Genomic DNA, 13,044 nt, shown 5'->3' on the forward strand with positions numbered 1-13,044 from the left:
CACGGCCTCTTCAGCCGCTGATCAGGCTGGGGAGGCCGCAATGCCGAGAAAGTTCCTCGTCGTCGTCGACGACAGTCCGGAGTTCGAGGCCGCCCTGCGGTTCGCCTCGCGCCGGGCGAAATCGACCGGCGGGCGCGTGGTCATGCTGCGCGTCCTGCCGACCGACAGCGACGCCCACTGGTCGGGCGTGCGCGAGGAAATCGAACGCCAGCAGCGCCAGGAGGCGGAAATCCTGCTCAACCGCCTGGGCGAGGAGGCGCAGACTCGCTCCGGCGCCGCGCCGGTCTTCCTGATCGAAAAGGGCGAAGCCCAGGCCGCGATCAAGAAGGTCGTCGCCGCCGACCCTGACATCAAGATCCTGGTGCTGGCCGCCGGAACCAGCTCGCGCGGCCCCGGCCCGCTGGTCTCGGCCATCATCAAACAGGGCGCGCAGATCGGCGGCCGCAAAATGCCCGTCACCATCGTCCCCGGCGAACTGACCGAAGACGAGATCGAAGACCTGGCCTAGCCCTCGGCCGGCGGCTGGGCGGCACGCAGCTTGTCGCGCAGCGCCCCCAGGCCTTGGCGCAGGTCGGTCAGGGCTTCCGGCGTCATCTCGGTGGCGTCCAATACCGATTGCGGCAGGCAGGCGGCCTCGACAGCCAACGCCCGTCCTGCGTCGGTCAGGCTCACGCGCACTACCCGCTCATCCGCCTTGTCGCGGGCGCGCGTCACCAGCCCGGCCGCCTCCAGTCGTTTGATCAGAGGGGTCAGGGTATTGGATTCGAGAAACAGCTGCTCGCCCAGCCGGCCGACCGTCTGTTCGTCCTCGCGCCAGAGCAGGGCCATGGCCAGGAACTGCGGATAGGTCAGGCCCATCCGGTCCAGCAACGGCTTGTAGAACCGGTTAAACGCCAGGTTCGCCGAATAGGCGGCGAAACACAGCATGTCATCGACGGCCATGGCGGCGGGGGAGGGGGCGGCTGAGCTCATCAGTAGATAATAATCGCACGCGATACAATCGCAAGCTTGACGCCTCCTACCCGGCGCACTAAATCACGTCACGCGATTAAATCGCGCACGATATTTATGGCCTTTCGGAGCTGATTTCTATGTCCATCAACACCCTGTACCGCACCACCGCCGTCGCAACGGGTGGCCGCGATGGCCGCGCCGCCACCACCGACGGCGCCCTGGATGTCGCCCTGGGCACGCCCAAGGAGCTGGGCGGCGCCGGCGTCGGCAATAACCCCGAACAGCTGTTCGCGGCCGGCTATGCGGCCTGCTTTCTTGGCGCCATGAAGTTCGTCGCCTCTCAGGGCGGTCACGCCAAGGTGCCTGCCGACGCCGCCGTCAACGCCACGGTCGGCATCGGTCCGCGCAGCGACAAGGGCTTCGGCCTGGAGGTGGCGCTTGAGGTCAGCCTGCCGGGCGTGGATCGCGCCGAGGCCGAGGCCCTTGTCGCCGAGGCGGATACCGTCTGCCCCTATTCGCACGCCACGCGGGGCAATATCGCAGTGACCCTAACCGTCGCCTAACCCTTCGGGACCAGGCGCCACATCCGCAAGGGGTGGCGCACGGTCCCGGCCTCGGCCCCCGCGCGGTCGCCGCGCCCCATATAGAGGTCGGCGCGCACCGGTCCGCGAATGGCCGATCCCGTGTCCAGCGCCATGGCCAGACCGCGATAGCTGGCCGTGGCGCCGCGCAGATTGCCCCCGTCGGCCTCCAGCCAGACCAGTTCGCCATAGCGCCAGTGGGCCGGGTCGACCGCGATGGCCCGCCGCTCGGTCAGGGGCACGCCCGCCGCCCCCGCCGGGTGGCCGTCATCGTCCGGGTCCAGCCGGAAGAAGATGTAGCGCGGGTTCAGCGCCATGACCGCCTGCGCCTCATAGCCCCGGTGGCTGGCCAGCCAGTCCCGGATGGCATCGCCGGAGGTGCCGTTCTGCGGCAACAGCCTCTGCTGCGCCATCGGTCGGGCGATGCCCACGAACGGCTTGCCGTTGTCGGCGGCATAGGCGGCGCGGCCGCGCGTGCCGTCCTCGAACGTCAGATAACCCGACCCCTGGATCTGAAGAAAGAACAGGTCTTCGGCCCGCATCCAGGCCAAGGCCTGCTCGGGCCGCGCGGCGGATTCGATATAGGCCCGGTCGCCAGCTGCGCGGGGATTGGCGGGCTTGGGCAGGACGGGGGCCGAGAACTCGGCGTCCGGTCGTCGCCGCGCCGGATATTCGGGCGCGAAATAGGAGGTCAGCAGGCCCGGTCGCCCGTCCGGCGTCTGGGCCGGGATCGCGCTGAAGCTGGCCTCGAAGAAGGCGCGCGCCTGCGACGGCGTGATCGTCATTGTCGTCGCCATGGCCTTGGCGCGTCCGCAGACCCGGCGGGCGGCCTCGTCACGCGCCGCGCCGCACCCGTCCACATAGGCTCGGAAGGCGGCTAAATGATCCTCCTGGCTCCAGCCCGGCAGCACGGCGGGGCTCAGGGCGTCGGACGGCGCGGGAAGCGGGGTCGGATTGGGCGATGGCGTATAGGGGATCGACCCTGTCTGCGGCCCTGTCGTCCCCGTCGCGCCCGTCGGCGTCATCGGCCCGGTCGAACAGGCGGCGACAGCCAGGGCGGCCGTCAGCGTCGCCAGTCCGCCCGACCGGCCGCGAACCGCCATCAGGCGTTGGCCGGCTCGACGCGCGCCAGGACCCAGTTCGGGTCCGTCGCGCCCAGGGTGCGTTCGAACGTCCAGTGTTCGGCCGTGCGGCGTTCCTCGACCAGCGGCTCGCCCGTCGTCGCGTCCGCCGTTTCGCCAGAGGCCTTGGTCACCCGGCTGCGCAGTTCGGCCAGGAAACGCACCTTGGCCACGGCCTTGTCGCCCTCGGCGACCGCGCCTTCCAGATCGGCCCGGGGCGGATACAGGAACTCGACCGTCTCGGTCTCGCCACGCGTCTCGCGCGCTGCGATGCCCGCCTCGAACGAGGCGAAGACGTTCGGCTTCAGCAACGGCTTCAGCGCGGCCCGGTCGCCGGCGGCGTAGCCGCGAACGATGGTCTCATAGGCCTGGCGCGCGCCGTCCAGGAAACGGGCCGGGTCGAACGCCGGATCGCGCGCCTTCAGGCTGGCGATGGAGGCCAGGGTCGCCGGGTCGATCGCCGCGACCTTGGGCGTTTCGGCCTGGGCCGGGCCGGGCGGCGCGATCTTGGCGTCTTCCTGCGGCTGACGGCCCACCCGCTTGCCCAGCACATTGTAGAGCTGGAACAGCACGAAGGCTGCGATGAAGGCGAAGACGACGACCTGGAACTGAACCGGCATGTTCAAGGGGAGATTCCTGTAGCGAACGACGGGTGCGCCAAACACTGAGTCTGGCGTGATTACGGGCTCATATAGGGTGAGGCAAGGCGAAGCGCGCCCCCAATCACGCACGCGACGTTGCGGCCAAGCGTCCCGGCATGGTAGTCGCGGCGCCTCATTCCGGCCTCATCGGCCCCAAACTGCGCCAAAGACCGTTTCATGACCGACGCCGCTCCTCCCGCCGAACAGCCCCAGCAAGGCGACGCCCAGCAGGGCCAGCCCGCCGGTCCCGGCTTCCGCATCCTGGCGCAATACGTTCGCGACTTCTCGTTCGAGAACCCGCGCGCGCCGGAATCCCTGCGCATCGACGGCAAGCCCGCAATCGACCTGGGCGTCGAAATGGCCGCCCAGGGCCGCCCCGACGGCCTGTTCGAACTGGACCTGAAGCTGTCGATCAAGGCGACCCACGAAAACCAGCCCGTCTTCCACGTCGAACTGGTCTATGGCGGCCTGTTCCAGCTGGCCAATGTCCAGGAGCAGGACATCGAGCCGCTGCTGCTGATCGAATGCCCGCGCTATCTGTTCCCGTTCGCGCGCGAGATCATCTCGGGAGCCACGGCCGACGGCGGCTTCTATCCCCCGTTCCAGCTGGACCCCATCGACTTCGCCGCCATCTACATCGCGCGCCAGCAGCAGATCGCCCAGCAGCCGGTCGAAACCGGCCAGGCCTAAGCGCGCGACATGGTCGCCGCCGCGCGGCCTTCGCCTGATCCATCGAAAGCCGCGGGCGAGGACGTCGTCCGCGGCATTCTTCTGCGCATCGCCGCCGCCGGCTGCTTCTCGATCATGACGGCGACGTTGAAGCTGGCGTCGCAGGACGGCGTCGCGGCGCCGGAAATGCTGTTCTACCGCGCCTTCTTCGGCTTGCCGGTGGTGCTGGCCTGGGTGCTGACCCAGCCGGGCGGGCTGTCGGCCCTGTCGACGCGCCGCCCCCTGGCCCATCTGGGACGCAGCGCCCTGGGCGTCGCGGCCATTCTGTGCCTGTTCCAGACGCTGACCCTTCTGCCTCTCGCCGACGCGACAACGCTCAGCTTCACCGCCCCGATCTTCGCCACCATCCTGTCCTTCTTCGTGCTGAAGGAGGCGGTCGGCCCGCGCCGCTGGTCCGCCGTTGCGGTCGGCTTCATCGGCGTGATCGTCGTCATGCGGCCGGGCGTCGGCCATTCGGTGCCGCTGGCGGGCGTGGCCTTCGCCTTGATCGGGGCGGTGCTGACGGCCGGCGTGACCATCACCCTGCGCCAGCTGCGCGACACCGAACACGTCGCCGCCATCGTCTTCTGGTTCTTCGTCGCCTGCTCGGTCGTGGGGGCGATCCTGCTCCCCTTCGTCGGCCATTGGCACGCGCTCACCACCTTCGGCCTGCTGATCGGATCGGGCGTCGCCGGCGGCCTGGCCCAGCTCTTCATGACCGCCTCGCTGCAAAAGGCCCCGGTCGCCGTGGTCGCGCCCTTCGACTATCTCCAGATCGTCGGCGCCATCGTTTTCGGCTGGTGGCTGATGTCCACGACGCCCACCCTCACCACCCTGGCCGGCGCCGCCCTGATCGCGAGCAGCGGCCTCTACACCGCCTGGCGCGAACATATCCGCCGCAAGGTCAACCTGATCCAGCCGACCGCGCCGCTGGTTTAGGGCGTCAGCGCCCTGTTGATCCGAACCCGCCCGTCCCGCGTGCGGTCTCGTCCAACTTTGCGACCTCGACCCAGTCCGCCCGCTCATGCCGGGCGATCACCAGCTGGGCGATGCGTTCGCCGCGGCGGATGATGAAGGGCTCGGCGCCGATGTTGGCCAGGATCACGCCGCACTCGCCGCGATAGTCGCTGTCGATCGTGCCCGGCGCATTGGGGCAGATGATGCCGTGTTTGAGCGCCAGTCCAGAGCGCGCCCGCACCTGGGCCTCGTAGCCCAGCGGCAAGGCGATCTTCAGCCCCGTGGGGACCAGGGCGCGCTGGCCCGGCGCCAGGGTCATCGGCTGATCCTCAGGCACGGCGGCGCGCAGGTCCATGCCCGCCGACCCGGCCGTCTCATAGGCGGGCAGGGGAAGGCCTTCGGAATGCGGCAGGCGCAGGATCTGGATCGGGGTCTCGGTCATTCGGCAGCCTTGAAATGATCGGCGATGCGGGCGGCGACGGCCCGGGCGATGGCGGTCTTGGACTGGCGCGGCCAGGTCTCGGTCTTGTCGGCGGTGACCAGCAGCACGGCGTTTCCGTCCGATCCGAACACGTCGTCGGACACGTCGTTGCCCAGGATCCAGTCGCAGCCCTTTCGCGACAGCTTGGCGCGCGCATTGGCTTCCAGATCCGTCGTCTCGGCAGCGAAGCCGATGACCAGGGCCGGGCGGTTCGGACCGGGCGCGGCGACGCCGGCCAGGATGTCGGGGTTCTCGATCAGGGCCAGGGTCGGCGGGCCGCCCGGCCCCTTCTTGATCTTGCCGCCGGCGATGGTGTCCACACGCCAGTCGGCGACGGCGGCCGACAGCACGGCGATGTCGGCGGGAAGGGCGCTCTGCGTCGCCGCCTGCATCTCCAGCGCGCTCTCGACATCGATCCGCGTCACGCCGGTCGGCGCCGCCAGCGCCGTCGGCCCCGACACCAGCGTCACCTCGGCCCCCAGTTCGGCCAAAGCGGCGGCTATGGCGTAGCCCTGTTTGCCGCTGGAGCGATTGGTCAGGCCCCGCACCGGGTCGATCGGTTCGAACGTCGGCCCGGCCGTGACCACGGCCTTGCGTCCCTTGAGCGGTCGTCCGGCCGCGCCGGCCAGCAGGCCCGCAATGGCTTCCAGGATCGCGGCGGGCTCCGCCATCCGACCCGGCCCATATTCGCCGCAGGCCATCTCTCCGTCATCCGGCCCCACCACCGCCACGCCATGGAAGCCCGGAAAGGCCTTTAACCGCTCCATATTGGCCTGGACCGCCGGATGCTCCCACATCCGCACATTCATCGCCGGCGCCAACAGCACCCGCTTGTCCGTGGCGATCAGGGTCGTCGAGGCCAGGTCGTCGGCCAAACCGTTCGCCGCCTTGGCGATCAGCCCCGCCGTCGCCGGCGCCACCACCACCAGATCGGCCCAGCGCGACAGCTCGATATGGCCCATGCTGGTCTCGTCGTCCGGGTGGAACAGGCCCGACCGCACCGGATGACCGCTCAGCGCCGCCAGCGACAGGGGCGTCACGAACTCGGCCCCGGATTCGGTCAATATCACCCGCGTCTGCCCGCCCGCCTTGGCGATCAGCCGCACCAACTCCAGCGCCTTATAGGCCGCGATGCCGCCGCCCACGATCAGCAGGATTTTGCGGTTCGAAAGGAGGCGATTGTCCATGCCCACGGTCTAGCCGCCGCGCGTGACGCCGTCGAGACGAGAACATTGCACGAACAATAAAGTTGTGCTTTCGTCGCGTCCAGCGGGTATCTGGAGGGAAGAATGAGAGCGCTGACGAGGGGAGGGGCCGCGCTGGTCCTGTGCGGTCTGCTGGGGCTGAGTGCTTGCGACAACAGTTCGGCGGTCGAGACGCGGGATCGGACGGCGAGCGCCGAGCCCGTCGCCCTGACTTCCATGCCGACGGCAAGCGAAGAGGCTGCGACGCCTCAGGAGAAGCCCGTCCTGACCGCCAATCGGCGCGAAACCGTCGACGCCAAGATCGCCCGTCTCTACGACCGCAACGGCGCAGACTTCGGCGCACGCTCGGCCGAGGATTATCTGACGAAGGTCACGGCTTTCACGACAAAGCCTCCGCGCGACGCCGAAACGGTCAAACGGCCCAACGGCGACACCCTGATCTATCAGGCCTCGACCAACACCTTCGCCGTGGTGGCCCGCAATGGGTCGCCCCGCACCATGTTCAAGCCGACGACGGGCGCCGATTACTGGGCCGAGCAGAAGGCGGCGGCGCCCACCTTCGGCCAGCGTCGCCAATCGACGGGCGCGGCGGGCTGATATAGAGGGCGGGCTTCCACTGAGGATCTCGCCCCCCATGTCCGATACGGCCGAACCCAAGACCCCACTGCTGAAGACCGCCCTGATCTATGATTTCGACGGCACCCTGGCGCGCGGCAATATGCAGGAGGTGTCCTTCATCCCCTCCGTCGGCATGGGCATCGGCGCCTTCTGGGAAGAGGCCGAGCGCCTGACCAAGGACGCCGACGGCGACGGCATCCTGATGTACATGCAGCTGATGCTGCACCATGCGCGCCAGAACGGCGCCCCGGTGACGCGCGAGACCCTGCGCCAGCACGGCGAGGCGGTGGCCCTGTTCGAGGGGCTGAAGGACCTCAGCTGGTTCGACCGGATGAACGCCTTCGGGGCCAAATACGGGCTGGAGATCGAGCATTACATCATCTCCGCCGGGCTGGAGGAGATGATCGACGGCACGCCGATCCGCCCCGCCCTGACCCACGTCTTCGCCTCCCATTACGTCTATGACGACAAGGGCGAGGCCGCCTGGCCGGCGGTCGGCGTCAACTACACCACCAAGACCCAGTATCTGTTCCGCATCAACAAGGGCGTGAAGAACCACTGGGAGCACGAACGCATCAACCACTTCATCCCCGACGACGAGCGCGCCGTGCCCTTCGACCGGATGATCTTCATCGGCGACGGCGACACCGATGTACCGACCATGAAGATGATGCACACCAAGGGCGGCTTCTCGATCGCCGTCTATGATCCGCGCTCGAACGAGCGGGACCAGAAGAAGGTCTATTCCCTGATCTCGGAGGACCGGGTGAACTTTGTCGCCGCCGCCGACTATCGCGAGGGATCGGCCCTGGACCTGATCGTCAAGGGGCTGGTGGGCCGCATCGCCATCAACGCCGGCTCCATGCCCGCCGACACGGCGGACTAATCAGGCCGATCAGCGCCCGCCGGCCCTCAACCAGGCGTCGCGCGCGGGGATCAGCCTCGCCGGCGCCAGGCCTCTCAGCGACTTGGCCCCGGTCTGCCTCAGCCCGGCCTCCTGTCCACGCTGCCAGACGACGGTGGCGGGATAGGCGACGCCCGCAGCCACATCGACCACGACCACCTCGCGCGGCAGGGCCCCGCCCCGGTCCAGCCGCAGCTTCATCCCCGCGTCCGACAGATCGACGATCAGGCACGCCGTCTCCAGGCCGGGCGCGCAGACGACGCCGCGCGCGTTTGCGGGTCGGCGCGCGCCCACGCGGCGGTCGGGCTCGACGGCGGGCTTGGATCCAAACAGGCTCATGGTCCGATAACGCACAGATGCGGCTCAGGCGCCAAGCCCGCCTTCAAGGCTGCGAACCCCGCGTTCCCGGTCCATGGCGACGATCAGGTCCGCCTCTACGCCACCCGTCATCATATGCCGGCTCAGGCGCTCATAATGCTGGATGAAGACCGCCAGGGCCGCGCGCCGCTCAGGCGATACGGCGTCCTGCCCCATCAATCCCGCCTCCTGCTCGCAGCGCCAGTCCAGCACGACATCGAACCCCGGCGCCTTCAAAAAGATCAGAGCGTCCAGCCGCTCGCGCAGGCGGGCATAGGGCTGACCCAGCGCATCATTGACCGCCCTGCGCCATTCTGCCCCGACGTCCTGCCGGGCTTCCAGGGCGTTGATCGGTGCAACCAGGTCCGCCTCGGCCTGCGGCGTCGCGCCCAGGCACCATCCCTCCAGAACGATGAACCGCGGCCGACCCTTCACGACAGGCCAGTCCGCCTCGGCCGTCCGGTCGTCGCCCAGCTTGTCGAACCGCGGCAGAGGCGTCAGATCGTCCGGCCCCGCCGCCTGCAACCGATCCAGCAGACGGTTCAGAAGGCCCAGATCATGCGTCCCTGGCGGCCCGCGCGTGGCGAACAGCGGATGGACTCGCGCCGCCATCGCCGCCCGCTCCGCCTTCGTCAGATAGACGTCGTCCAGCGACAGGGTCGCCCCGCCGAACCGTTCGCCGACGGCCTTGGCCAAAGTGGATTTTCCCGAACCCTGCGATCCCGCAATCCCCAGTATAGGCGGACGGTCCCGGCCCATCGCCTCGGCGCGCTGCTCGATCCATCGGCCGATCCTGTCGATCAGCCGCGCGTCGATCATTTCAGTGCTGGTTTTCCGGCAACCGCACGATCAGGCCGTTCAGCGCGTCCGACACCCGGATCTGGCACGACAGGCGGCTGTTCGGCTCGACCTCCTCGGCGAAGTCCAGCATCGACTCTTCCATCGCCGACGGCTTGCCTGTCGCCTCTCGCCAGGCCTCGTCGACATAGACATGGCAGGTGGCGCAGGCGCAGGCCCCGCCGCAGTCCGCGTCGATGCCCGGCACATTGTTGCGGATCGCGCCTTCCATGACGCTCAGCCCAGGCTTCACGTCGACGACGTGCTCGGTTCCGTCATGCTCGATATAGGTGATGCTGGCCATGGCCCGCTCATATCAAGCCGGACCGCTCGCGCAAGGGCGTTGCTGGCCCCGGAAGACGATGCACACCGAGAAACGCGGGTCAGGCCGCCGTCTCAGAGCGATCATCGTCGGATGGCGCCTTGGGCGCCGGGAGCAGGAGCCGGAAGGTGGTTCCGAGGCCGATCCGGGTCTCATAGTCCAGCACGGCGCCCATCGAGGTCGCCAGCCGCCTGGCCAGCGCCAGTCCAAGACCGGCGCCGTCGACGCTGCGGGTGGCGGAATCGTCGCCCTGGCTGAAGGGGGCGAACAGCCGCGCCTGAACCGCTTCGGACATTCCCGGCCCGGTATCGGCCACCGCGAAGGTCAGGCCCTCCGGCGAGGGCTCGAGCGTCAGCCGCACCTCGCCGGCGCGCGTGAACTGGATCGCGTTGTCGATCAGGGCCGTCAGCACCTTCGACACGCGTCCCGCGTCGCCAAGCCGCAAGCCTGTCGGCTGATAGGTCTCCGTGATCGCCAATCCCTTGGCCTCCGCCTTGGCCCGCAGGCCGGCGGCGGCCTTTGCGAACACCGACGCCGGATCAAACGGCCGCCTCTCCGGCTCGGCCAGGGCGTCATCGATATGCGCCATCTCCAGGATGCGCTCGATCATGACGAGCAGATGCTCGCCCGACTCCTTGATCACGCCGATCTGTCCCCGTTGCGCGGCGCTGAGATCGCTCATCAGAACCACCTCGGACATGCCGAGCACGCCGTTCAGGGGCGTGCGCAACTCGTGGCTCATATTGGCCAGGAAGCGCGACTTGGCCAGATTGGCGGCGTCGGCGGCTTTCAAGGCTTCGCTCAGCGCCCGTTCGCTGTCGCTGAGCCGCTGGACATTGGCGGCCACGCGCCGCCACATCAGCGCCGCCGCGATCAGGAACATGACCAGCAGACCGGCGAACACTGGCAGCAGCGTCCCGAGAATGTGCCGTCCCGGTCTCTCGGGCGCCCAGATCAATCCGGCGATGGGCGTGCCATCCTGCCCTTTGAGAGAAAAGAAGTGGCGCTCATCCGGCGTCGTCAAGCGGGCGTCATGCAGCCCAAGGTCCATGTGCAGCGAGCTGATGAAGGCGCTGATCGGCTTGGCGGACACCACGATGGCGTCACGCGGCGGCCGGGCGACGGGCGCCAGATCCTCGGGCACGACGGTGGCGGCGCCGACCAGATAAAGCGCGTCGCCGGCCCGTATGATGGAGGACCCGCGCGAAACCGCCTTGAAGCCGACGGCTTGTCGCCGCGCAGGATTCAGCGAGGTCCGTCGAACGTCGGCCGCCAGATCCTGCACCGCCGCGATCAAGGCGGCCTCGCTCGCCGCATCGACCGCCTGGCCGCCGCGCGACGCCAGTATCAGCCGGCCGTCGCCCGAGAAGACGAGGGTGACGGCATGATCCATATATTGCGCATAGTAGTCGCCGAAGTTGCTCTGCATCCACGACGTATCCTCGCGCTCCACCGCATCGACGGCGTCGTTCCAGATCGTCGCAGAGACGATGTCGTCGGAGATGACGTTGAGCATGCGCTCCAGACGACGCTCCACCATCGTCTGTTCGTGGGCGGCTGCGCGCTCATCGATGGCGCGACTGACCAGAAGCATGGCGATGGTCATGCCCAAGCACACGACGACGAGAACCGTCGCGGCGACAGCCTTCAACCAACGCATCTCATGCGCTTGTGCAAAGGGCGGCATCTTGGTCAACGGCCAAACCTCCCCGAAGGCCATGAACAGAGAAAGCCTTTAGAACAGAAATACTTCCGATATATTTAACCTCTGGCGCGGCACATTCCCCTAAGATTCAGGGGGAGGACCTTATGGGCCGATCCTTTCTTGCCGTCCTTGGTCTCGTGTCGGCGTTTCCGGTCGCGGCGTCGGCTCAGGAGGCGGCCGATCGATGGCGTCTTGAGGCGGTCGTCGGCGGCGTCAGCGACTATCGGTATCGTGGGCTGAGCCTGTCTGACGACAAGCCGGCGCTGCAGGCCGGCGTGACCCTGTCCCAGGCTTCAGGCCTCTATGCCGACGTCTATTTGTCCAGCATCGCGGCCTATGGCGGCGATGAAGATGACGAGGGTTCAAGGCTGGAGGCGACCCTGAGCGTCGGATGGGCGGGGTCCTGGCTCGGCCTGGAGTGGGATGCGGCCCTGTCCGCCTATCGCTATCCCGGCGGACAGGACGTCGACTATGTCGAGGCGCCCTTCCAGGTCAGCCGCAGCTTCGGCGCTACGACGGCGACCGTGGGTTATGCCTATGCCCCGTCGCAGACCGCCTTGGGAGACGAGGACAATCACTACGGCTGGGCGGGGATCGATTACGCACCCGACGACTGGCCCGTCGGTGTCAGCCTGTCGGTCGGCCGCGAGCAGGGCGCCTATGCGCCGGACGGCAAGACGGACTGGCGGATCGGTGGGTTCCTGCCCGTGGGCAAACTCACCGCCGGACTGGAGTGGGTCTACAGCGACAGGGACGACGGCGCCCTGGTCGCCAGTCTGTTCGCCAACTTCTAACGCCGGCCGGCACGCCCGCCGTCCCCTCTGATCTGAAGGACTGGCGAGCGTTAGAAACCTGGCCTCAGGCCGCCTTCTTGCGGCTCGGCGCGACCATCAGCTTCTTGGTCTCGGCGATGGCCTTGGCCGGGTTCAGACCCTTGGGGCAGACCTGGGCGCAGTTCATGATCGTGTGGCAGCGATACAGTTTGAACGGGTCTTCCAGGTCGTCCAGGCGCTTCTGGGTCGCGTCGTCGCGGCTGTCGGAAATCCAGCGATAGGATTGCAGCAGCGCCGCCGGGCCCAGATACTCTTCCTGGTTCCACCAGTAGCTGGGGCAGGAGGTCGAGCAGCAGGCGCACAGGATGCACTCGTACAGGCCGTCCAGCTTCTCGCGCTCGGCCGGGGTCTGCAGACGTTCCGTCTCGGGGTCCGGCTCGTCGGACTGCAGATACGGCTGGATCGAGTCGTACTGGGCGTAGAACAGGCTCAGGTCCGTCACCAGGTCCTTGACCACCGGCTGGTGGGGCAGGGGGGAGATGGTGATATTGTGCGAACTGCACTCGTCCCAGCCCTTGGTGCAGGCCAGGGTGTTACGCCCGTCGATGTTCATCGAGCACGAGCCGCAGATGCCCTCGCGGCACGAGCGCCGGAACGACAGGGTCGGATCGATGGTGTTCTTGATGTGGATCAGCGCGTCCAGCAGCATCGGGCCGTGGTCGCCGCTCGGCACCTCATAGGTGTCCCAGCGCGGATCGGCGTCGGTTTCTGGATCGTAGCGATAGACCTTGTAGGTCTTCACGTCCTTGGAGCCTGGCGCGGCCTTGTGGACCTTGCCTGTCGTCGGCTTGGAGCCTCTGGGGAGAGTAAGCTGGACCAT

The 13,044-nt window shown here is 68.0% G+C and carries 17 protein-coding genes; 7 read left to right on the forward strand and 10 right to left on the reverse strand.

From position 1 onward, the window contains the following. The first annotated feature begins 40 nt into the window (after positions 1–40). Positions 41–508 (forward strand): universal stress protein, encoded by a 468-nt coding sequence (locus tag O2K97_RS02030; RefSeq protein WP_269220245.1) that lies wholly within the window; start codon positions 41–43, stop codon positions 506–508. On the opposite strand, the gene O2K97_RS02035 is transcribed toward O2K97_RS02030, so the two are convergent. Then, positions 505–972, reverse strand: coding sequence for a MarR family winged helix-turn-helix transcriptional regulator (locus tag O2K97_RS02035; protein WP_269220246.1), 468 nt, complete (start codon positions 970–972; stop codon positions 505–507). The two genes, O2K97_RS02030 and O2K97_RS02035, sit on opposite strands and share 4 nt — an antisense overlap. A 119-nt stretch (positions 973–1,091) precedes the next feature. Here O2K97_RS02035 and O2K97_RS02040 point away from each other — a divergent pair, with 119 nt between their 5' ends. Continuing rightward, on the forward strand, positions 1,092–1,517 hold the full coding sequence (locus O2K97_RS02040) for an organic hydroperoxide resistance protein (RefSeq protein ID WP_091751964.1): 426 nt from the start codon (positions 1,092–1,094) through the stop codon (positions 1,515–1,517). Here O2K97_RS02040 and O2K97_RS02045 read toward each other — a convergent pair. Together O2K97_RS02045 and timA are read right to left on the reverse strand one after the other, a co-directional pair. Further along, positions 1,514–2,638, reverse strand: coding sequence for an MltA domain-containing protein (locus O2K97_RS02045; RefSeq protein WP_269220247.1), 1,125 nt, complete (start codon positions 2,636–2,638; stop codon positions 1,514–1,516). The genes O2K97_RS02040 and O2K97_RS02045 overlap by 4 nt on opposite strands. After that, entirely contained in the window at positions 2,638–3,276 is a 639-nt protein-coding gene (gene timA / locus O2K97_RS02050) for a TIM44-related membrane protein TimA (protein ID WP_165118487.1), read from the reverse strand. The genes O2K97_RS02045 and timA overlap by 1 nt, the downstream gene beginning before the upstream one ends. A 198-nt stretch (positions 3,277–3,474) precedes the next feature. On the opposite strand from timA, the gene secB reads away from it, so the two are divergent. Together secB and O2K97_RS02060 are read left to right on the forward strand one after the other, a co-directional pair. Then, positions 3,475–3,987, forward strand: coding sequence for a protein-export chaperone SecB (secB, locus tag O2K97_RS02055; protein ID WP_017505358.1), 513 nt, complete (start codon positions 3,475–3,477; stop codon positions 3,985–3,987). 9 nt (positions 3,988–3,996) lie between these two features. After that, entirely contained in the window at positions 3,997–4,944 is a 948-nt protein-coding gene (locus tag O2K97_RS02060) for a DMT family transporter (protein WP_269220248.1), read from the forward strand. 4 nt (positions 4,945–4,948) lie between these two features. Here O2K97_RS02060 and dut read toward each other — a convergent pair whose 3' ends face one another. After that, on the reverse strand, positions 4,949–5,404 hold the full coding sequence (gene dut, locus O2K97_RS02065; RefSeq protein ID WP_269220249.1) for a dUTP diphosphatase: 456 nt from the start codon (positions 5,402–5,404) through the stop codon (positions 4,949–4,951). Further along, positions 5,401–6,630: a bifunctional phosphopantothenoylcysteine decarboxylase/phosphopantothenate--cysteine ligase CoaBC gene (coaBC, locus tag O2K97_RS02070; protein ID WP_153925272.1), complete on the reverse strand. Its 1,230-nt coding sequence runs from the start codon at positions 6,628–6,630 to the stop codon at positions 5,401–5,403. Before coaBC ends, dut begins: the two co-directional genes overlap by 4 nt. 102 nt (positions 6,631–6,732) lie before the next feature. Here coaBC and O2K97_RS02075 point away from each other — a divergent pair, with 102 nt between their 5' ends. Together O2K97_RS02075 and O2K97_RS02080 are read left to right on the forward strand one after the other, a co-directional pair. Next, the gene (locus tag O2K97_RS02075) at positions 6,733–7,245 is read left to right on the forward strand and encodes an S-type pyocin family protein (protein ID WP_269220250.1); all 513 of its coding nucleotides are present in this window, start codon (positions 6,733–6,735) and stop codon (positions 7,243–7,245) included. A 37-nt stretch (positions 7,246–7,282) separates the two neighbouring features. Then, complete coding sequence (locus O2K97_RS02080) at positions 7,283–8,152, forward strand: HAD family hydrolase (RefSeq protein WP_039246730.1); 870 nt, start codon at positions 7,283–7,285, stop codon at positions 8,150–8,152. 9 nt (positions 8,153–8,161) lie between these two features. On the opposite strand, the gene O2K97_RS02085 is transcribed toward O2K97_RS02080, so the two are convergent. From O2K97_RS02085 to O2K97_RS02100, 4 genes are all read right to left on the reverse strand, one after another. Further along, entirely contained in the window at positions 8,162–8,524 is a 363-nt protein-coding gene (locus tag O2K97_RS02085) for a PilZ domain-containing protein (protein ID WP_269220251.1), read from the reverse strand. A gap of 9 nt (positions 8,525–8,533) precedes the next feature. After that, positions 8,534–9,346 carry a kinase gene (locus tag O2K97_RS02090; RefSeq protein ID WP_269220252.1) on the reverse strand — a complete coding sequence of 271 codons (813 nt, stop codon included), beginning with the start codon at positions 9,344–9,346 and terminating at the stop codon, positions 8,534–8,536. A 1-nt stretch (position 9,347) separates the two neighbouring features. Beyond that, positions 9,348–9,668: a 2Fe-2S iron-sulfur cluster-binding protein gene (locus tag O2K97_RS02095; RefSeq protein ID WP_039246732.1), complete on the reverse strand. Its 321-nt coding sequence runs from the start codon at positions 9,666–9,668 to the stop codon at positions 9,348–9,350. Between the two features lie 79 nt (positions 9,669–9,747). After that, positions 9,748–11,373 (reverse strand): ATP-binding protein, encoded by a 1,626-nt coding sequence (locus O2K97_RS02100; RefSeq protein ID WP_269221081.1) that lies wholly within the window; start codon positions 11,371–11,373, stop codon positions 9,748–9,750. Between the two features lie 122 nt (positions 11,374–11,495). On the opposite strand from O2K97_RS02100, the gene O2K97_RS02105 reads away from it, so the two are divergent. Then, positions 11,496–12,185 (forward strand): TorF family putative porin, encoded by a 690-nt coding sequence (locus O2K97_RS02105; RefSeq protein ID WP_269220253.1) that lies wholly within the window; start codon positions 11,496–11,498, stop codon positions 12,183–12,185. A 64-nt stretch (positions 12,186–12,249) separates the two neighbouring features. Here O2K97_RS02105 and O2K97_RS02110 read toward each other — a convergent pair whose 3' ends face one another. Beyond that, the gene (locus O2K97_RS02110; RefSeq protein ID WP_205682082.1) at positions 12,250–13,044 is read right to left on the reverse strand and encodes a succinate dehydrogenase iron-sulfur subunit; all 795 of its coding nucleotides are present in this window, start codon (positions 13,042–13,044) and stop codon (positions 12,250–12,252) included.

Origin of the sequence: Brevundimonas vesicularis, from assembly GCF_027105095.1 — a bacterium.
Taxonomy (GTDB): domain Bacteria; phylum Pseudomonadota; class Alphaproteobacteria; order Caulobacterales; family Caulobacteraceae; genus Brevundimonas; species Brevundimonas vesicularis_E.